Source organism: Micromonospora sp. WMMD980, from assembly GCF_029626035.1.
In the GTDB taxonomy this organism is placed as follows: Bacteria; Actinomycetota; Actinomycetes; order Mycobacteriales; family Micromonosporaceae; genus Micromonospora.
In genome coordinates, this window is sequence record NZ_JARUBE010000003.1 from 3722213 (window position 1) to 3740095 (window position 17883).

The 17883-nt window shown below is 73.1% G+C and carries 17 protein-coding genes and 1 pseudogene; 5 read left to right on the forward strand and 13 right to left on the reverse strand.

All coding sequences use genetic code 11. The features are described from left to right. Positions 1-122: 122 nt before the first annotated feature. From O7618_RS17395 to O7618_RS17405, 3 genes are all read right to left on the reverse strand, one after another. Positions 123-893, reverse strand: a complete 771-nt coding sequence (locus O7618_RS17395) for a 3-oxoacyl-ACP reductase (protein ID WP_347405424.1) — start codon at positions 891-893, stop codon at positions 123-125. 2 nt (positions 894-895) lie between these two features. Next, positions 896-2251, reverse strand: a complete 1356-nt coding sequence (locus tag O7618_RS17400; RefSeq protein WP_278107143.1) for an aldehyde dehydrogenase family protein — start codon at positions 2249-2251, stop codon at positions 896-898. A gap of 210 nt (positions 2252-2461) precedes the next feature. Next, entirely contained in the window at positions 2462-3826 is a 1365-nt protein-coding gene (locus O7618_RS17405) for a glutamine synthetase family protein (RefSeq protein WP_278107144.1), read from the reverse strand. An 88-nt stretch (positions 3827-3914) separates the two neighbouring features. Here O7618_RS17405 and O7618_RS17410 point away from each other — a divergent pair, with 88 nt between their 5' ends. Then, the gene (locus O7618_RS17410) at positions 3915-5090 is read left to right on the forward strand and encodes a PQQ-dependent sugar dehydrogenase (RefSeq protein WP_278107145.1); all 1176 of its coding nucleotides are present in this window, start codon (positions 3915-3917) and stop codon (positions 5088-5090) included. A 32-nt stretch (positions 5091-5122) separates the two neighbouring features. Here the strand turns inward: O7618_RS17410 and O7618_RS17415 are convergent, their stop codons facing one another. The 10 genes and pseudogenes from O7618_RS17415 to pcaF all read right to left on the reverse strand — a co-directional run bounded on the left by O7618_RS17415 (position 5123) and on the right by pcaF (position 13466). Beyond that, positions 5123-5263 carry a hypothetical protein gene (locus O7618_RS17415; protein WP_278107146.1) on the reverse strand — a complete coding sequence of 47 codons (141 nt, stop codon included), beginning with the start codon at positions 5261-5263 and terminating at the stop codon, positions 5123-5125. Positions 5264-5405: 142 nt separating this feature from the next. Next, positions 5406-5831, reverse strand: a complete 426-nt coding sequence (locus O7618_RS17420; protein WP_278110250.1) for a hypothetical protein — start codon at positions 5829-5831, stop codon at positions 5406-5408. Positions 5832-5919: 88 nt separating this feature from the next. Beyond that, positions 5920-6621, reverse strand: a pseudogene (locus O7618_RS17425) (amino acid permease); the annotation flags it as partial. 36 nt (positions 6622-6657) lie between these two features. Beyond that, the gene (locus tag O7618_RS17430) at positions 6658-6936 is read right to left on the reverse strand and encodes a hypothetical protein (protein WP_278107147.1); all 279 of its coding nucleotides are present in this window, start codon (positions 6934-6936) and stop codon (positions 6658-6660) included. 53 nt (positions 6937-6989) lie between these two features. Continuing rightward, a complete protein-coding gene (locus tag O7618_RS17435; RefSeq protein ID WP_278107149.1) occupies positions 6990-7595 on the reverse strand; it encodes an MBL fold metallo-hydrolase in 606 nt (201 codons plus the stop codon). Between the two features lie 10 nt (positions 7596-7605). Beyond that, positions 7606-8517, reverse strand: coding sequence for a UbiA family prenyltransferase (locus O7618_RS17440; RefSeq protein WP_278107150.1), 912 nt, complete (start codon positions 8515-8517; stop codon positions 7606-7608). Between the two features lie 75 nt (positions 8518-8592). Continuing rightward, positions 8593-9093, reverse strand: coding sequence for a DUF456 domain-containing protein (locus O7618_RS17445; protein ID WP_278107151.1), 501 nt, complete (start codon positions 9091-9093; stop codon positions 8593-8595). A gap of 75 nt (positions 9094-9168) precedes the next feature. Next, positions 9169-11319, reverse strand: coding sequence for an EAL domain-containing protein (locus tag O7618_RS17450; protein WP_278107152.1), 2151 nt, complete (start codon positions 11317-11319; stop codon positions 9169-9171). 6 nt (positions 11320-11325) lie between these two features. Then, positions 11326-12144, reverse strand: coding sequence for an SAM-dependent methyltransferase (locus O7618_RS17455; protein ID WP_278107154.1), 819 nt, complete (start codon positions 12142-12144; stop codon positions 11326-11328). A gap of 116 nt (positions 12145-12260) precedes the next feature. Further along, positions 12261-13466: a 3-oxoadipyl-CoA thiolase gene (gene pcaF, locus O7618_RS17460; RefSeq protein WP_278107155.1), complete on the reverse strand. Its 1206-nt coding sequence runs from the start codon at positions 13464-13466 to the stop codon at positions 12261-12263. Between the two features lie 111 nt (positions 13467-13577). Between pcaF and O7618_RS17465 the strand changes: the two genes are divergently transcribed. The 4 genes from O7618_RS17465 to O7618_RS17480 all read left to right on the forward strand — a co-directional run bounded on the left by O7618_RS17465 (position 13578) and on the right by O7618_RS17480 (position 17860). Further along, entirely contained in the window at positions 13578-14543 is a 966-nt protein-coding gene (locus O7618_RS17465) for a glutathione S-transferase C-terminal domain-containing protein (RefSeq protein WP_278107156.1), read from the forward strand. Beyond that, complete coding sequence (locus O7618_RS17470) at positions 14536-15168, forward strand: DUF998 domain-containing protein (protein ID WP_278107157.1); 633 nt, start codon at positions 14536-14538, stop codon at positions 15166-15168. Before O7618_RS17465 ends, O7618_RS17470 begins: the two co-directional genes overlap by 8 nt. 265 nt (positions 15169-15433) lie before the next feature. Beyond that, positions 15434-16714: a dicarboxylate/amino acid:cation symporter gene (locus tag O7618_RS17475; RefSeq protein ID WP_278110053.1), complete on the forward strand. Its 1281-nt coding sequence runs from the start codon at positions 15434-15436 to the stop codon at positions 16712-16714. A gap of 78 nt (positions 16715-16792) precedes the next feature. Continuing rightward, positions 16793-17860, forward strand: coding sequence for an NADH:flavin oxidoreductase/NADH oxidase (locus tag O7618_RS17480; RefSeq protein WP_278107158.1), 1068 nt, complete (start codon positions 16793-16795; stop codon positions 17858-17860). Positions 17861-17883: the final 23 nt, after the last annotated feature.

Consider the following 17883-nt stretch of genomic DNA (forward strand, 5'->3'; position numbering starts at 1 on the left):
GTAACGCACACGACCCGGTGGGCGCTGGTTACCTCCGCCTCATCCTGTCGTAACCGGCGGCCGGGGGGCGAGCCGGGCCGGGTCGCGGGTGGGCCTGCTGTGATGTGCGGGACATCGCGGCCTCACAGCGGGGTCACGTACGCCCCGGTGATGCCGCCGTCGACGACGAACTGCGCGGCGGTCATGAACGAGGCGTCGTCGCTGGCCAGGAAGGCCACCGCGGCGGCGATCTCGGCCGGGTCGCCGAACCGGCCCATCGGCACGTGCACCAGCCGCCGGGCGGCCCGCTCCGGGTCCTTGGCGAACAGCTCCAGCAGCAGCGGGGTGGCGACCGGGCCGGGGCACAGCGCGTTGACCCGGATGCCCTCGCGGGCGAACTGCACACCCAGTTCCCGGGTCATCGCCAGCACCCCGCCCTTGCTCGCCGTGTAGGCGATCTGCGACGTCGCCGCGCCCATCAGCGCCACGAACGACGCGGTGTTGATGATCGAGCCCTTGCCCTGCCGGCGCATGTGCGGGATGACGTGCTTGCAGCACAGGTAGACGCTCGTGGTGTTGACCCGCAGCACCCGCTCCCAGGCGTCCAGCCCGGTGTCCAGGATCGAGTCGTCGTCGGGCGGCGAGATGCCGGCGTTGTGGAAGGAGACGTCCACCCGACCGTGGCGGGCCACCACGCCGTCGAAGAGGTCGCGGACCGCCGCCTCGTCGGCCACGTCGGTGGCGACGAACTCGCCGCCCACCTCGTCGGCCGCCCGGGTGCCGGCGTCGGCGTCGATGTCCACGCAGACCACCCGGGCCCCCTCGGCGGCGAAGCGCCGCACGGTGGCCAGCCCGATGCCGCTGCTCGCGCCGGTCACCACCGCCACCCGGTCGGAAAGTCGTCCCTGCACGATGATCACTCCTCGGTGCCGATGAACACGTTCTTGACGTCGGTGAAGGCGTGCAGCGCGTCCGGACCCAGCTCCCGGCCGAGGCCGGAGCGCTTCATCCCGCCGAACGGGGTCCAGTAGCGCACCGAGGAGTGCGAGTTGACGCTCAGGTTGCCCGCCTCGACCGCCCCGGCCACCCGGACGGCCCGGCCCACGTCGCGGGTCCAGATCGAGCCGGAGAGGCCGTACTCGGTGTCGTTGGCGAGCCGGATAGCGTCGGCCTCGTCGTCGAACGGGAGCACCGAGACGACCGGGCCGAAGATCTCCTCCCGCCAGTGCCAATCGGCCGGTGAGCCGGCGAGCAGCACCGTGGGGGGATACCAGAAGCCGGGGCCGTCGGGGCGGGAGCCGGTGAACGCCACGTCGGCGCCGGCGACGTAACCGGCGACCCGGTCCCGGTGCGCGGCGGAGATCAGCGGGCCCATCTCGGCGCTCTCCAGGGCCGGGTCCGCCACCCGGAACGCCCGCACGGCCGGTTCGAGCAACTCCAGGAAGCGGTCGTGGACCGAACGCTGGACGAGGAGGCGGGAGCGGGCGCAGCAGTCCTGGCCGGCGTTGTCGAAGACCGACGACGGCGCGGTGGCCGCCGCCCTCGCCAGGTCGGCGTCGGCGAAGACGATGTTCGCCGACTTGCCGCCCAGCTCCAGCGTCACCCGTTTCACCTGCGCGGCGCAGCCGGCCATGATCCGGGTGCCGACCTCGGTGGAGCCCGTGAAGCAGACCTTGCGGACCGCCGGATGGGTGACGAACCGTTCGCCCACCACGCCGCCCTGCCCGGGCAGCACGGTGAACACGCCCTCCGGCAGGCCGGCGTCGAGGGCCAGCTCGGCCAGGCGCAGCGCGGTCAGTGGGGTCAGCTCGGCCGGCTTGAGCACCACCGTGTTGCCGGCGGCGAGCGCCGGGGCGAGGCCCCAACCGGCGATCGGCATCGGGAAGTTCCACGGCACGATCACCCCCACCACGCCGAGCGGCTCGTGGAAGGTGACGTCGAGCCCGCCGGGCACCGGGATCTGCCGCCCGGTCAGCCGTTCCGGCGCGCCCGCGTAGTAGTCGAGCACGTCGCGGACGTTGCCGGCTTCCCAGCGCGCGTTGCCGATGGTGTGCCCGGCGTTGCGCACCTCCAGCCGCGCCAGCTCCTCCAGGTGCGCGTCGACCTCGGCGGCGAACCGCCGCAGCAGCCGCGCCCGGTCCCCCGGCGCCACGTTCCGCCACTCCTCGAACGCCACCGCGGCCCGCCCCACCGCCGCGTCCACGTCCGCCACGGACGAGGTCGAAACCTCCCCGATGCCAGCCCCGTCGACTGGCGAGATCACCTCACCCACGCCACCCCCACGTTCCACTCGACGTCTTCGCACAGGTTCTGCCTCGCGCCTTGCCGGTCGGCGTGTCACGGTCGCCGAGCGGGGTTCCTTTCAAGCGATATACCTGAGGGTCATAATTATGACTCTGCGGCATATCGCTCCGGACGGGTCGTTCCTTCGCCGCAGTTACCCACAGCAACCGGCGGCGCGAGCCTGACCGGCCAGCGGTTGTCAGAGGCGCTCGAAGCCACGTACCAGCTCCCAGTCCGTGACCGCGGCGTCGAAGGCGGCCTGCTCGACCTTCGCGTTGTTGGCGTAGTGGGCCACCACCTCGTCGCCGAACGCCTCCCGGGCCACCGCCGAACCCTGCCAGAGGTCGAACGCGTCGCGCAGCGTGCCGGGAACCCGCTCGGCGGCCGGGTCGTCGTACGCGTTGCCGGTGCACTCGTCCGGCAGCTCCAACTCGTGCTCGATGCCGTGCACCGCGCCGGCCACCAGCGCGGCGATCGCCAGGTAGGGATTCACGTCGGCGCCCGGGACGCGGTTCTCCACCCGCATGCCCTGCCCGTGCCCGACCAGCCGCAGCGCGCAGGTGCGGTTGTCGGTGCCCCAACGCAGCGCGGTCGGTGCGAACGAGCCGGGCTGGTAACGCTTGTAGGAGTTGATGTTCGGCGCGAAGAGGAGGCTGAACTCGCGCATCGTGGCGAGCAGCCCGGCCAGCACCCGCTGCCCGGTCACGCTCAGGTGCGCCGGCCCGTCGCCGAGCATGGCCGACGAGCCGGAGGCGTCGCGCAGCGAGAAGTGGATGTGGCAGGAGTTGCCCTCGCGCGCGTTCGGCTTGGCCATGAACGTGATCGACATGCCCTCCTGGGCGGCTATCTCCTTCGCCCCGTTCTTGTAGACGACGTGGTGGTCGGCGCAGGCCACCGCCTCGTCGTAGCGGAAGGCGATCTCGTGCTGGCCGAGGTTGCACTCGCCCTTCGCGCTCTCCGGGGTGAGCCCGGCGCCGGCCATCTCGGTGCGGATGCGGCGCAGCAGCGGCTCCACCCGGGCGGTGCCGAGCAGCGAGTAGTCGACGTTGTACTGGTTGGCCGGGGTCAGCTCGCGGTAGCCGCGCCGCCACGCCTCCTCGTAGGAGTCGCGGTAGAGCACGAACTCCAGCTCGGTGCCCGCGTACGCGGTGAGCCCGTGCGCGGCCAGCCGGTCGAGCTGCCGGCGCAGGATCTGCCGGGGCGAGGCGACCACCGGCCCGGAGCCGTCCAACCACTCCAGGTCGGCGAGCACCATCGCGGAGCCGGGCTGCCACGGCGTACGGCGCAACGTGTCCAGGTCGGGCCGCATGGCGAAGTCGCCGTAGCCGCGTTCCCAGCTCGACATCGCGTACCCGTCGACGGTGTTCATGTCCACGTCCACGGCGAGCAGGTAATTGCAGCCCTCGCTGCCGTTCTCCACCACCTGGTCGAGGAAGAACGGCGCGTGGATCCGCTTGCCCTGAAGGCGGCCCTGCATGTCGGTGAGGGCGAGCACCACCGTGTCGATCTCGCCCTCGGCGACGGCGGCCCGCAACTGCTCCAGGGAGAACGGCGTTCTACTCATCAGGGGGCCTCCATCACCAAGGTCTACTGGCAAACCGGATCACCGTCAATGCCCCGGCGGGACCGGGGGCGAAACTCCAGGAGCGCAGATGCGTCGTCGGATCGTCGCGGCCGTCGCCGCCGTCCTCGTGATCGGGCTGGGTGCCACCGACGCCCGCGCCGACCGGCAGCCCACCGGCGAACCCGCGGCGCCACTCGTCGCCACCGCCCCACAGCCGGACCTGGTCGACCTGCGCCCGGCCGGCTTCGAGCGACACGTCGACAGGCGCGCGGCGGCCGGCTACGACCTGGCGAACCCGCGGGTGGTCGCGACCGGGCTGGCGGCGCCCTGGGGGCTGACCTTCCTGCCCGACGGCAGCGCCCTGGTCGCCCAGCGGGACCTCGGCACGATCCTGCGGATCCGCCCCGGTCGGCCGGCGCGGCAGGTGGCCCGCATCGCCGACGTGGTCGCCGGCGGCGAGGCCGGGCTGCTCGGGCTCGCCGTCTCCCCCGCCTACCGGTGGGACCGGTGGGTCTACGCCGCCTACACCACCGCCACCGACATCCGCCTGGTCCGGTTCCGGCTGGCCGCGACGCCCGTCCCACAGGTGCTCGTCAGCGGCATTCCCCGGGCCACCTTCCACGACGGCGGGCGGATCGCGTTCGGCCCCGACGGCATGCTCTACGCGGGCGTCGGCGACGCCGGGGTGCCCTCCCGCGCCCAGGACCTGACCAGCCGCAACGGCAAGATCCTGCGGATCCGCCCGGACGGCGGGGTGCCGGCGGACAATCCGTTCCCCGGCTCGCCGGTCTACAGCTACGGCCACCGCAACGTGCAGGGGCTCGCCTGGGACCGGCACGGCCGGCTGTTCGCCACCGAGTTCGGGCAGAGCACCTGGGACGAGGTGAACCGGATCCTGCCCGGCGGCAACTACGGCTGGCCCGTCGTGGAGGGCGTCGCCGGCGACAGTCGGTTCCGCGACCCGGTGGTCGTCTGGCCGCCCGCCCAGGCGTCACCGAGCGGCGCGGCGTTCGCCCGGGGCACCCTCTACGTGGCGGCGCTGCGCGGGGCCCGGCTCTGGGCGGTGCCGGTGGACCGCGCCGGCGAGGTCGGCGTACCGGTGGCGGAGCTGGTCGGGACGTACGGCCGCCTGCGTACCGTCGCGGTCGCCCCGGACGGCGCGCTCTGGGTGACCACCAGCAACCGCGACGGGCGCGGCACCCCGGCGGCCGACGACGACCGCGTCCTCCGCTTCCCCCGCGCCCACCCCCAACCCACACCCTGACCCCAGGGCTACGCGGACAGCCGCCGGCGGCGTCAGTCACGCGCCCGCGCCCAGGCCAGGAAACGGCGGTGCAGGTCCGGCACGTGATCCGGGTTCAGCCGGGCGAGATGGTCGGTCGCCTCGGCCATCAGCCCGCCGAGATGGAACAGCAGCCCCAGTCGGTGGAACGCCATGGGTGTCTCAAGGCCGTTTTGACACCCATGGCGTTCCACTCTGTGCCGCGCAGCACGGTGAGTGGAACGCTATGGCTGTCTCACGCGCATCTTGACAGCCATGGCGTTCCACTCACGCGCCCACGTGCCCCCGAGGTGGGGATCAGGAGGGGGGTGGGGTGGGGGTTTCGGCGGCCTGCTCCTCGACGGTGCGGCGGGGGCCGGTGAACCACCTGCGGGCCGAGGCGTACCACCAGATGGCGACGCCGAGCAGCACACCGCCGACCGCCAGCGGGGCGTAGTTCACCGCCGTCCAGCTGAAGTCGGGGTTGCCGGGCACGCCGGCCGGGACGATCGGCAGCACGAAGTAGACCGAGATGATCGCGATCTCGACCACCGCGATCCAGCCGAGCAGCTTGTACCGCCGGCCGAGCGTCCACGGCCCCGGGGTGAACCGGTCGCCCATCCGCAGCCGCAGGAAGATCGGGATGATGAAGGACAGGTAGAGCCCGATCACCGCCACCGACACCACCGCGTAGAACGCGACCGGGATGCCGCCGCGCTGGTAGAGCGCGGGCAGCGTGAGCACCAGCCCGGCCAGCGTGGCGCCGATGATGGCAGCCGGGCACCGCCCGGTCCCGGCTGAACGCGTACGCCATCCGCGACATCGAGGTCACGCAGCTCATCCCGCAGAAGAACTGCCCGATGGTGGAGATGATGATGACCGCCTTGAAGAAGAACGGGGTCAGCGCCGTCTCGAAGATCGCCCCGGAGAAGCCGCCCGCGTCGTTGATCGCGTCCACGTCGGTGGCGGCGAACAGGAACGCGAGCAGCAGGATCCAGCCGCCCACCGCGGAATAGAAGATCGACCGCCACAGCCCCTGCGCGGCGGCCTTGGACGCGCCCCGGGTCTCCTCGGAGACGTGCGCGCAGGCGTCGAAGCCGGTGATCGTGTATTGGGTGAGCAGGAAGCCCAGCGGCAGCACGGAGAACCAGAACGTCAGCCCGCCGGTGTCACCGTCGCCGAAGCCGGAGTTGTTGAACCGCTCGGTGAACACGAACCGGAAGCTCTGGTGGTCGTTCGGGACCAGGACCAGGACCAGCACCACCGCGGCCGCGCCGGCCACGTGCCACCAGACCGAGACGTTCTGGAGTACGTCGATGACGTGGTGCCCGTAGATGTTGATCAGGCCGTGCAGCGCGAGGATCACCACGAACAACCCGAACGTCTGCTGCCCGGTGCCGGCCCAGCCGTCGAAGAGCGCCGACAGCGTCAGGTTGAGGAACGTGGCGCAGCCGTAGTCGACCGAGGCGGTCACCGCGACCAGGCCGATCAGGTTGAGCCAGCCGGTGAACCAGCCGTGCACCGGCCGCCCCATCGTGGCCGCCCACCAGTAGATGCCACCCGCCGTCGGTTACGCCGACACCAGCTCGGCCAGGCAGAACCCGATGATCAGGATGAACATCGAGATCAGCGGCCAGCCCCAGGAGATCGCGACCGGGCCGCCGTTGTTCCATGCCTGGCCGAACGTGGTGAAGCAGCCGGCCAGGATCGAGATGATCGAGAACGAGATGGCGAAGTTGGAGAAGCCGCTCCACTTGCGGCGCAACTCCTGTTTGTAGCCGAGTTCGGCGAGTCGTCGGGCGTCGTCGTCCATCGGCTGCTCGGCGGTCGGCGCGGGCGTCGTGGCCACTGCACACCTCCTCGGGCGAGTGCTCGCAGTCTGCTCTTCGCCGATCGAGGTGGTCAATACCCGGGCCGGGTAAATGCGTTGTCCCGTCGCTCCGCCAGAGGCATGCTTGAAGCCGTGACCAGGCCCGACCCGACGGGCCGGCACCGGGCGCTCGGCAACGCCCGGTCCGCGGCGGCGTGCGGCGTCCACCTCTCTCTCACTGAAGTACGGCGTCTCGCCGTACCCCGGACGCCCGCGCCGCCGCTCTCTACCGGCTGACGGTCACGGTCAGCCCGGGACCGGCCACGTCCACCGGGCCGGCGTAGCCGCGCCGCACGGAGACCAACGCGTCCCGAGGTGCGGACGTTCTCGTTGCCGCACTGGGTACCGAACGCGTCCGTGAGCACCCGGGCCCGCACCAGCGGTTGCAGGTCCGCGCAGTGATCGGGGTGCCCGTGACTGACGTAGACGCCGTCGACGTGCTCCGCCGGCACGTGTGCCAGTAACGGTTGCAGCGTCGCGTAGCCGGGGTCGATCAACAACCGGAAACCATCGTGTTCGACCAGAAAGCCCGAACACGCCTGGCGGGCGGTGGGGAAGGCGCCCAGGCCGCCCAGGACCGTTATCCGCACCGGTCGACCGTACGCGCTCCGTCGGCGTCCCGCCGTACCCGGACACATCGCCGCACTCTCACGGGCCAGCGGTGATCCAGGCCGTCAGGAAGTCGGCCGCCGGCACCGCGAAGAGCAGGCAGAGCACGGCCAGCCGGGCGATGGTCGGCCGACGGACCGCGACGGCGTACCCGACGACCAGCACCGGCGCCCAGAGGTCCTGCACGGTCCACGACTCCCGCCGCATCAGCACGCCCAGGTGACAGCAGGCCAGCCAGACCACTGTCGCGGCCGTCCAGAGGACCAGACCGGCGTGCCGGCACCTCCGTGGTCCCCAGCGCACCGCGGCCGTGGTGTCCCCGGCGGCGGTGTCCGCGTCGGCGTCCAGCACTGTCGTCGGCAGGTAGAGCGCCGCCACCAGGAGCAGACCCAGCGCCGCGATCAACGCCGGATACTCGGTGACCGGCCGGTGCAACGACCAACCGGCCAGCGGCGCCAGCACCCCGACGTCCAGCGCGTTGGCGGCGACGTCCAGGCCTGGGCGGCTCTTGAGGCGTACCGGTGGGGCGCTGTAGGCCCACCCGAGCAGCAGCACGACGGCAGTGCCGAGCGCGAACACCGGCCCGACCGCGGTCATCGCCAGCGCCGCCGCGGCTACCGTCGCCCCGACGTGCCAGCGGGCCAGGTCGGCCCGCGTCAGCACGCCGGTGACCAGCGGCGTGCCGGCCTTGCGCGGATGGCGCCGGTCGCTGGACAGGTCGTGCCGGTCGTTGACGGTGAGCACGGCGGTCCACACCAACGGCCCCAGCACGACCAGCGCGGCGAGTGACCGCGGCACGGTCCCGACCGGCGGCAGCCAGGTGCGCGTCGCGAGCACCGAGCCGGCGTACGCGGCGGCCCAGCCGAGCGGCCAGAACCAGGGCCGGGTGAGACGGACCAGCGCCCACGCCCGGTCCGCTCGCCGGTGGGTGGCGGGGCGGAGGAGAACCATGCAACCGACGCTAGGCAGCGGCTCGGCCGGGCACCTCCCGCGCGGGAGTCGGTGGCCTCCCCCGCGACGGGGACCTCAGGCGAACAACAGGCCGGCCACCCAGAGCGCGCCGATCACCATGCCCGCCATGAACTCGACCAGCATGGACAGCCCGGCCGCCTTGAGCGCCTGCACGGTGGCCGGCCAGGCCAGCTTGTTGCTGCCCAGCCGCAGCAGCTCCGCCCCCCAGATCCCGGCGACGAAGCCGATCGGCAGCCCGATCACCGGAATGACGAAGAACCCGATCACGCCGAGCAGCGCGCCGGCCAGCAGCGACCGGGTCGACACGCCGGTCCGCTTCAGGTTCCGCCCCGGCCAGAGGTACTTGACCACGGTGCCGCCCGCGGCGACCACCGTGGCGGCGGCGAGCACCGCCCAGCGGCCCGGGCCGGCGTCGCCGAACAACGCCCACACCAGCACGCCGCCCCAACACAGCGGCAGCGCGGGCAGGCCGGGCACCACCACGCCGGCCAGCCCGGCCAGGATGGCGAGCGCGGCGACCAGCGACACCACGGCCTGCGAATCGCTCAGACTCACGTTTTCTCTCTCTTCTACCCGAGGTGTTAAGCGGGGGCCCCGCCTATACCGGAAGCGTTAACAGGGGGCCCCTCCTTACCCCGCGAGGCGGGCGCGGATGGCGTCGGCGGGCATCGGGGGGCCGAACCAGCGGCCCTGGCCGGTGTCGCACCGCAGCGCGCGCAGCCGTTCCGCCTGCACCTCGGTCTCCACCGCCTCGGCCGTCACCGACAGCTCCAGCGCGTGCGCCAGCCGGACCAGCGCGTCCACGATCCGCTCGTCGCGGTGGTCGGCGACCGCGTCCCCGCCGTCACCCCGGATCCCCTCCACGAACGGGCCGGCCAGCTTCACGCAGTGGATCGGCAGTCGGCGCAGGTAGGCCAGGTTCGAGTAGCCGGTGCCGAAGTCGTCGATGGCCAGCCGCAGCCCGAGGCCGGCGAGCTGGTGCAGGGCGCGCAGCGGCTCGCCCGCGCTGCCCATCACCGCGCTCTCGGTCAGCTCCAACTGCAGCAGCTCGGCGGGGAGGCCGGTGTGCTGCAACGCCTCGGCCACCGTCTCCACGATCGCCGGGTCGTCGGCCTGCCGGGCGGCCAGGTTCACGCTGACCACCGGCGCGGTGTCCGGATGGGCCCGCCGCCACGACTCGGTGTCCCGGCACGCCTGGCGCAGCACCCAGGCGCCGAGCCGGACGATCAGGCCGGTCTCCTCGGCCAGGCCGATGAACCGGTCCGGCCCGAGCAGGCCCAGCTCCGGGTGCTGCCAGCGGACCAGCGCCTCGACCGTGACCATGGCGCCGTCCAGCAGCGAGACGATCGGCTGGTAGTGCAGCACGAACTCGCCCCGGTCCAGCGCGGCGGGCAGGTTGGCGGCGAGCGCGGAGCGGGCGATGTCGGCGGCGCTGCGCTCCGGGTCGTACACCGCCCAGCGACCCCGCCCCTCCGCCTTGGCCCAGTAGAGCGTGGTGTCGGCCGCCTTCATCAGCTCGCCGACGTTGGTCTCCGCCGCCGGGCAGTCCACGATGCCGATGCTCGCCGAGACGGCGAGCTGCTGGTCGGCTACCTGCACCGGGGCGGAGACCGCGGCCAGGGCCAGCTCGGCCACCTCCACCGCGTCGTCGAGGCCGCCACCGGAGTCGACCAGGATGACGAACTCGTCGCCGCCCATCCGGGCCACCACGTGCCCCCGGCCGGACACGCAGTCGCTGAGCCGGCGGGCGACCACCTGGAGCAGCCGGTCGCCCAGGTCGTGCCCGAGGCTGTCGTTGACCGCCTTGAAGCCGTCCAGATCGATGAAGCAGAGCCCGACGCGCTGCTCCGGATCGGCCGCGTCGAAGACGGCGCCCAGCTTCTCGAAGAACAGCGTCCGGTTGGGCAGGCCGGTCAGCGGGTCGTGCAGCGCCTGGAAGCGCAGCCGCTGCTGCAGCTCGTACCGCTCGGTGATGTCCTCGATCATCGCGACGGTGAACCGGGGCCGGCCGTCGTCGTACCGGATCAGCGAGACGGCCAGGTCGGTCCAGACGACGCTGCCGTCCTTGCGGTAGTAGCGCTTCTCCACCCGGGCGCTGTCCCGCTTGCCCTCGATCAGCTCCTGGTAGACCTCCCACATGCCGGCCGCGTCGTCGGCGTGGGCCAGCGCCGACACGTTCATCCGGCGCATCTCCGCGACGGTGTAGCCGAGCATGTCGGCGAAGGACTGGTTGACCTCGATTATCTGCCCGTCCACGCCGGCGATGCCGATGCCGATGGCGGCGCCGGTGAAGACCGCCCGGAAACGCGCCTCGCTGTCCCGCAACGCCTGCTCCACGGTGTCCCGGGCCTGCCAGGCGGAGCGGGCGATCCGTTCCTGCTGGCTGAACACCCGGTCGCGCAGCGCGCGGGCGAACCCGGCGGCGAACGAGCCCTGCAACGCCGCGACCCGTTCCCGCAGCTCCGGCCCCTCCGGCCGGGCCGGCAGCACCCAGGGCAGGAACCGGTCGCCGAGCGCCTGCACCGACCAGTCGAGCACGCCCGGCTCGGTGAGGTGCGCCTGCACCAGGGCGCGCCCCACCTCCTCCGCCGGTCGGGCGGAGAAGGTGGGCGCCAGCAGGGCCCGGGCCAGCCGCTCGGTGAGCGGCACCAGCAGGCGCTCGGTCTCGGCCGCGCTCATCGGCACGAACCCGATCCGCCGCACCGCCCGGGCCCACTCGGCGGCGTACGCCACCGCACCGGGCCGGCTGAGGTCACCCCCGTCGTGCTCCGGGGCGCGCACGTCGGCTCACCCGGCGGCGCGGTCGTGCCGGGCGACGCCGCCGAACGCCCCGAACCGTTCCGGGTGCTCGTCCACATCGGACGGCGAGTCGGGCCGCCACAACGGCATGTGCACCACGCCCGGTTCGAGGATCGTCCAGTCGCCGAAGAAGCCGGTGATCTCGGCCCGCGAGCGGAGCGTGATCTCGGTGGCGGTACGCGCCGACAGCCGCTGCGCGTCCAGCATCTCCTGCGGCTGGTCCTCGAACGTGGAGTGCGAGATCACCAGGTAGCTGCCCGGCGCGGCGGCGGACCGCAGGGTGGCCAGGATGTCGCCCGGCCGGTCGGCGTCCGGGATGAAGTGCACCACGCCGGCGAGCAGGATGCCCAGCGGCCGCTCGAAGTCGATCAGGCCGCTGGCCCGGGCCCGGTCCAGGATCAGCTTGGGCTCCCGCAGGTCGGCCAGGATCGCGGTGGCGTGCTCGTTGCCGGCCAGCAGCTCGTGGCTGTGCGCCACCGCGACCGGGTCGATGTCCACGTAGACGATCCGCGCCCGCGCGTTCGCCGCCTGGGCCACCTCGTGCACGTTGCCGACGGTGGGAATGCCGGAGCCGATGTCGAGGAACTGGTCGATGCCGGCGTCGAGCAGCACCCGGACGGCCCGGCGCAGGAACTCCCGCCCGGAGCGCATGGTGGCCGCCAGGTTCGGTGTCATGGCGGCGATCTGCTCGGCGAGCTGCCGGTCGATCTCGAAGTTGTGCGCCCCGCCGAGGAAGTAGTCGTAGACCCGGGCGGCGCTCGGCCGGGTCAGGTCGATCTCGGCGGGAAGTCCGTCCGGCGTCTGCATCGCTCGGTCTCCCAGGTCGTCACCCGCCACGCGGGGCGGATCATGTGGTCCAGCCCACTCTATGCGCGGACGGCCAGGTGCGGGAGATCCACTTCTCGCGATGCCGCCGACCGGGCTCAGGCCGCCGACTCCAGCAGCAGCGAGATGCCCTGCCCGACGCCGACGCACATGGTGGCGAGCGCCCGCCGACCACCCCGGCGACGCAGCTCCAGCGCGGCGGTCAGCGCCAGCCGGGCACCGCTGGCGCCGAGCGGGTGGCCCAGCGCGATCGCCCCGCCGTTCGGGTTGACGTGCTCGGCGTCCTCGGGCAGGCCCAGTTCGCGCAGCACCGCCACGGACTGCGCGGCGAACGCCTCGTTCAGCTCGACCACGTCGACGTCGGCAAGCGCCAGGTCGTGACGGTCGAGCAGCTTCCGGGTGGCCGGCACCGGCCCGATCCCCATGATCCGGGGCGGGACGCCCGCCGCCGCCGCGCCGCGTACCCGGGCCAGCGGGGTGAGGCCGTAGCGGTCGACGGCCGCCTCGGACGCGACGAGCAGCGCCACCGCGCCGTCGTTGACGCCCGAGGAGTTACCGGCGGTGACCGTGCCGCCGTCGCGGAACGGGGTGGGCAGCGTGGCGAGCTTCTCCAGCGTCGTCTCGCGCGGATGCTCGTCCACCTCGACCAGCCTCGTCTCCCGCTTGCCCGCCGGCACGGTGACGCCGACGATCTCCTCGGCCAGCCGGCCGTCGGCCTGCGCCTTGGCCGACCGCTGCTGCGAGCGGTAGGCGTACTCGTCCTGCGCGGCGCGGCCGACGCCGAACTCGGCGGCCACGTTCTCCGCCGTCTCCGGCATCGAGTCGATGCCCCAGTCGCGCTTCATCAGCGGGTTCACCAGCCGCCAGCCGATCGTGGTGTCGTAGACCTCGGCGGTGCGGGCGAACGGCGTGGTCGCCTTCGGCATGACGAACGGCGCGCGGCTCATGCTCTCCACCCCGCCGGCCATCACCAGGTCGGCGTCCCCGGCCACGATCGCCCGGGCGGCGGTCGCGAGCGCGTCCAGGCCGGAGCCGCAGAGCCGGTTGACGGTGCTGCCCGGCACCTCCGCCGGCAGGCCGCCGAGCAGGGCGGCCATCCGGGCCACGTTGCGGTTGTCCTCGCCGGCCTGGTTGGCGCAGCCCAGGATCACGTCGTCGGTGCGGGCCCAGTCGACCGACGGATGGCGCGCCACCAGTTCCCGGACGACGTGCGCGGCCAGGTCGTCGGGGCGGACCCCGGCGAGGGCGCCGGCGTACCGGCCGATCGGGGTGCGGACTCCGGCAACGAGGTAGGCAACGGTCATCGCGCGCACGTCCTTCGAGGGGTGGGAAGGGCTCGGTCGGCGGGCCGCCCGCCGGGTCACGGGGGCGCCCGGCGTCAGGATATCCGCGCCCGGAGCGGATAGGTTGGCGGCATGGCCGGGGCCCAGTTCAGCGCAGAGACCAGTGGCGGCGGCGCGTTCGTCCGCCAGCCCAACCGGTTCACCGGGCGGGTCACCCCGCACTCCACCTCGCCGGCGGGCGGCGGGCCGGACGAGCAGGGGCGGTGGCCGCTGGAGGCGGGCCGCTACCGGCTGATCTGGTGCCGGGCCTGCCCGTGGGCGCACCGGGCCCGGATCGTCCGGAGCCTGCTCGGCCTGGACGAGGTGATCTCGCTGGGCACCGTCGACCCGATCCGCGACGAGCGGGGCTGGCGGTTCGCGCTCGACCCGGACGGCTTCGACCCGGTGCTGGGCATCGGCTTCCTCTCCGAGGCCTACCTGTCCACCGACACCGACTACACCGGCCGGGTCACCGTGCCGGCGCTCGTCGACACGCTGACCGGGCGGGTGGTCACCAACGACTACCCGCAGCTCACGCTCGACCTCTCCACCGAGTGGCGGCGGTTCCACGCCCCGGACGCGCCGGACCTCTACCCGGTCGCGCTGCGCCCCGAGATGGACGCGCTGATGGCGGAGATCCACGCCGACGTCAACAACGGCGTCTACCGGTGCGGCTTCGCCACCTCCCAGGAGGCCTACGACGAGGCGTACACCGCGTTGTTCGCGCGGCTGGACGCGGTGAGCGAGCGGCTCGCCGGCCGGCGCTACCTGATGGGCGACGCGATCACCGAGGCGGACGTGCGGCTCTTCACCACGCTGGTCCGCTTCGACGTCGCCTACCACGGGCACTTCAAGTGCAACCGGCAGAAGCTGACCGAGATGCCGGTGCTGTGGGCGTACGCCCGGGACCTGTTCCAGACGCCCGGCTTCGGGGAGACGGTGGACTTCGACCACATCAAGCGGCACTACTACGCCACCCACGACATGATCAACCCGACCCGGATCGTGCCGCTCGGTCCGGACCTCGCCGGCTGGACCACGCCGCACGGGCGTGGCTGAGCGCCTCGCGCGCCGGGTCGCCGCCGCCGGCGCGGCCGGCTGCGTGGTGGCCGGCGCGCTCGCGGTGACGATCGCCGTCGTCGCCGGCCCGGGCCCCGGCCCGACCGGGTACGTCAGCGAGGCCGGCGTCACCGACAGCGGGTACGCCGGGGCGTACCGGATGGGGATCCTCACGCTGGCGGCGGCGCTGCTGCTGCTCGCCGGGGCGCTGCCGGCGGTGGCGCGCGCCGCGTCCGTGCTGCTCGGCGTCGGCGCGGTCGCCACCGTGCTCTCCGGCACGGTGACGTGCAGCGCCGGCTGCCCGCTGCCGCCGTTCGAGGCGGCCACGGTGGCCGACCTGGTGCACGGCGGGGCCAGCATCGCGGCCACCGCCGCGGTGGTCTTCGCGATGCTGGCGCTGGTCTTCTCCCCCGCGGTCGGTGTCGCGCTGCGGCGGGTGGCCGCGGTCGGCGCGGCGTTGGCGTTGCCGCTGGCCGGCGCGGTCGGCCTGGCCATGCTGCTGGTCGGCCGGGGCACGCTCGTCGGCGTGCTGGAGCGGGTGTTGCTCACGGTGACCGCCGGATGGGGCCTGACCACCGCCGTGCTGCTTATAAGGAAGGGCCCCCTGTTAACGCCTGGGCCATAGAAGGGCACCCTTCTCACGGATCGGTGTTAAAAGGGGGCCCCTCCTTCGCCACGTCCGGCCGTAAGGGGCGTCACGGGGAGCGGTCCTTCCGGCGGGACGGGCGCGGGAGTAGCGTGGGCCGGCGATGACCAATGTCTGGTGCCTCACCGAGCGCCTGTACGTCGACCTCCGACGGCAGGCCAGCGGCGTCTGTCCGGCCTAGTTCCGCCGCCGACGTCCCCTGCTCCCCTCTCCAGACCTCGGACCCGCCCTCATGGCTTCCGCCCTGCGCAAGATCCCCTTTTCCGTGCAGATCCTGCTCGGCCTCGTGCTCGGTGTGGCGCTCGGCTTCCTCGCCCGCGCCAACGACCTCGCCTGGCTCACCAGCACCCTCGACACCGTCGGCGGCCTCTTCGTCCAGTTGCTGAAGCTGGCCGTGCCGCCGCTGGTCTTCACCGCCATCGTGGTCAGCGTGGTCAGCCTGCGCGGCGTGGCCAGCGCGGCCCGGCTGGCGCTCAAGACGCTGCTCTGGTTCGGCATCACCGCGCTGATCGCGGTGTCCATCGGCATCGGCCTCGGCCTGCTCACCGACCCCGGCCGCGGCGTCAACCTGAACCCGGCCGGCGCCGAGGCCCCGAAGACCACCGGCTCCTGGATCGACTTCCTCACCGGCATCGTGCCCACCAACCCGGTCGGCGCTTTCGTCGAGGGCAACGTTCTGCAGATCGTCTTCCTCGCCCTGGTGGTGGGTGCCGCCGCGCTGCTGGTCGGCGAGCCCGCCGAGCCGTTCGTGCAGTTCAACCGCTCGGTCCTGGTGATCGTGCAGAAGGCGCTGTGGTGGGTCATCCGGCTCGCCCCGATCGGCACCCTGGGCCTGATCGGCAACGCCGTCGCCTCGTACGGCTGGGACCTGCTGGCCCCGCTCGCCAAGTTCACCACCGCCGTCTACGTCGGCTGCGCCCTGGTGATGTTCGTGGTCTACCCGGTGCTGCTGGTCGCCGCCGGCCGGCTCAACCCGCTGCGCTTCTTCGCCGGCGCCTGGCCCGCCATCCAACTCGCCTTCGTGTCCCGCTCCTCGGTGGGCACCATGCCGGTGACCCAGCAGTCGGTGGAGCGCCTCGGCGTCCCCCGCGAGTACGCCTCCTTCGCGGTGCCGTTCGGCGCCACCACGAAGATGGACGGGTGCGCCGCGATCTACCCGGCGCTCGCCGCGATCTTCGTGGCGCAGGTGTTCGGCGTGGACCTGGGCGTCACCGACTACCTGCTGATCGCGTTCGTCTCGGTGGTCGGCTCGGCCGCCACCGCCGGCCTGACCGGCGCGATCGTGATGCTCACGCTGACCCTGAGCACGCTGGGCCTGCCGCTGGCCGGCGCCGGCCTGCTGCTGGCGATCGACCCGATCCTGGACATGATGCGCACCGCCACCAACGTGACCGGGCAGGCCGTCGTGCCGACCATCGTGGCCGCCCGGGAAGGCACACTCGACCGGGCCGCCTACGACTCGGCCGGCAAGCGCGACCTGATCGAGCCGGCCGAGCACGAGCGCCTCACCCCCGTCCCCGCCTGACCACCTGAACTCCGGGCGCGGTTCTTGTCGCCGCAGCGACGAGAACCGCACCCGAATCGATGACCGAAGGAACACCGCATGAGCGCCCTGTTCACCCCGCTCGCCCTGCGCGGCGTCACAGTGCCCAACCGGATCGCGCTGGCCCCGATGTGCCAGTACAGCGCCGGGCCCGACGGCCTGCCCACCGACTGGCACCGGGTGCACCTCGGCTCCCGCGCGGTCGGCGGCGCCGGGCTGGTGCTCAGCGAGGCCACCGCCGTGGTGCCGGAGGGGCGGATCACCCCGCAGGACGTCGGCCTCTGGTCCGGCGCGCACGTCGACGCGTGGCGACCGGTCACCGCGTTCGTCGCCGGCCAGGGCGCGGTCCCGGCCGTGCAGCTCGCACACGCCGGGTTCAAGGCCTCGACGTACCGGCCGTGGGCGGCGGAGCGCGGCGGCGTGCCGGACGCCGAGGGCGGCTGGACGCCGGTCGGCCCCGGCGGTGACCCGTTCGTGCCCGACTACCGCACCCCGGCCGCGCTCGACGAAGCCGGCCTCGCGCGGGTGGTGGCCGCGTTCGCCACCGCCGCCGGGCGGGCCCTGGATGCCGGCTTCGCCGCGGTGGAGATCCACGCGGCGCACGGCTACCTGCTGCACGAGTTCCTCTCCCCGCTGACCAACCGGCGCACCGACGGCTACGGCGGCGACCGGGCCGGCCGGATGCGGCTCACCCTGGAGGTGGCCCGCGCGGTCCGCGCCACGGTCGGCGAGGCGGTGCCGGTGCTGACCCGGATCTCCGCCACCGACTGGACCGACGGCGGATGGACGATCGAGGACAGCGTGGTGCTCGCCGGTGAGTTGGCCGCGGCCGGAGTCGACCTGGTCGACGCCTCCTCCGGCGGCGCGTCCGCCCAGGTGTCGGTGCCGGTCGGCCCGGGCTACCAGGTGCCGCTGGCGGCTCGGATCCGCCGCGACGCCGGCGTGCCGACCGGCGCGGTGGGCCTGATCGTCGAGCCGGAGCAGGCCGAGCGGATCGTCGCCGACGGCGAGGCGGACCTGGTGCTGCTGGGCCGGGAACTGCTCCGCGACCCGTACTGGCCGCGCCGCGCCGCGGCGAAGCTGGGCGCCACCCCGGCCTGGCCGGACCAGTACGCCCGCGCCTTCTGACGGTCTCCCGCCCCGCCCGGGGA

Excerpts from the sequence above, each read along its gene's own strand:
- O7618_RS17405 (WP_278107144.1), bottom strand. The coding sequence starts at position 3,826 with ATGAGTAGAACGCCGTTCTCCCTGGAGCAGTTGCGGGCCGCCGTCGCC.
- O7618_RS17410 (WP_278107145.1), top strand. The coding sequence starts at position 3,915 with ATGCGTCGTCGGATCGTCGCGGCCGTCGCCGCCGTCCTCGTGATCGGG.
- O7618_RS17415 (WP_278107146.1), bottom strand. The coding sequence starts at position 5,263 with ATGGCGTTCCACCGACTGGGGCTGCTGTTCCATCTCGGCGGGCTGATG.
- O7618_RS17435 (WP_278107149.1), bottom strand. The coding sequence starts at position 7,595 with ATGTGTCCGGGTACGGCGGGACGCCGACGGAGCGCGTACGGTCGACCG.
- O7618_RS17440 (WP_278107150.1), bottom strand. The coding sequence starts at position 8,517 with ATGGTTCTCCTCCGCCCCGCCACCCACCGGCGAGCGGACCGGGCGTGG.
- O7618_RS17455 (WP_278107154.1), bottom strand. The coding sequence starts at position 12,144 with ATGCAGACGCCGGACGGACTTCCCGCCGAGATCGACCTGACCCGGCCG.
- pcaF (WP_278107155.1), bottom strand. The coding sequence starts at position 13,466 with ATGACCGTTGCCTACCTCGTTGCCGGAGTCCGCACCCCGATCGGCCGG.
- O7618_RS17465 (WP_278107156.1), top strand. The coding sequence starts at position 13,578 with ATGGCCGGGGCCCAGTTCAGCGCAGAGACCAGTGGCGGCGGCGCGTTC.
- O7618_RS17480 (WP_278107158.1), top strand. The coding sequence starts at position 16,793 with ATGAGCGCCCTGTTCACCCCGCTCGCCCTGCGCGGCGTCACAGTGCCC.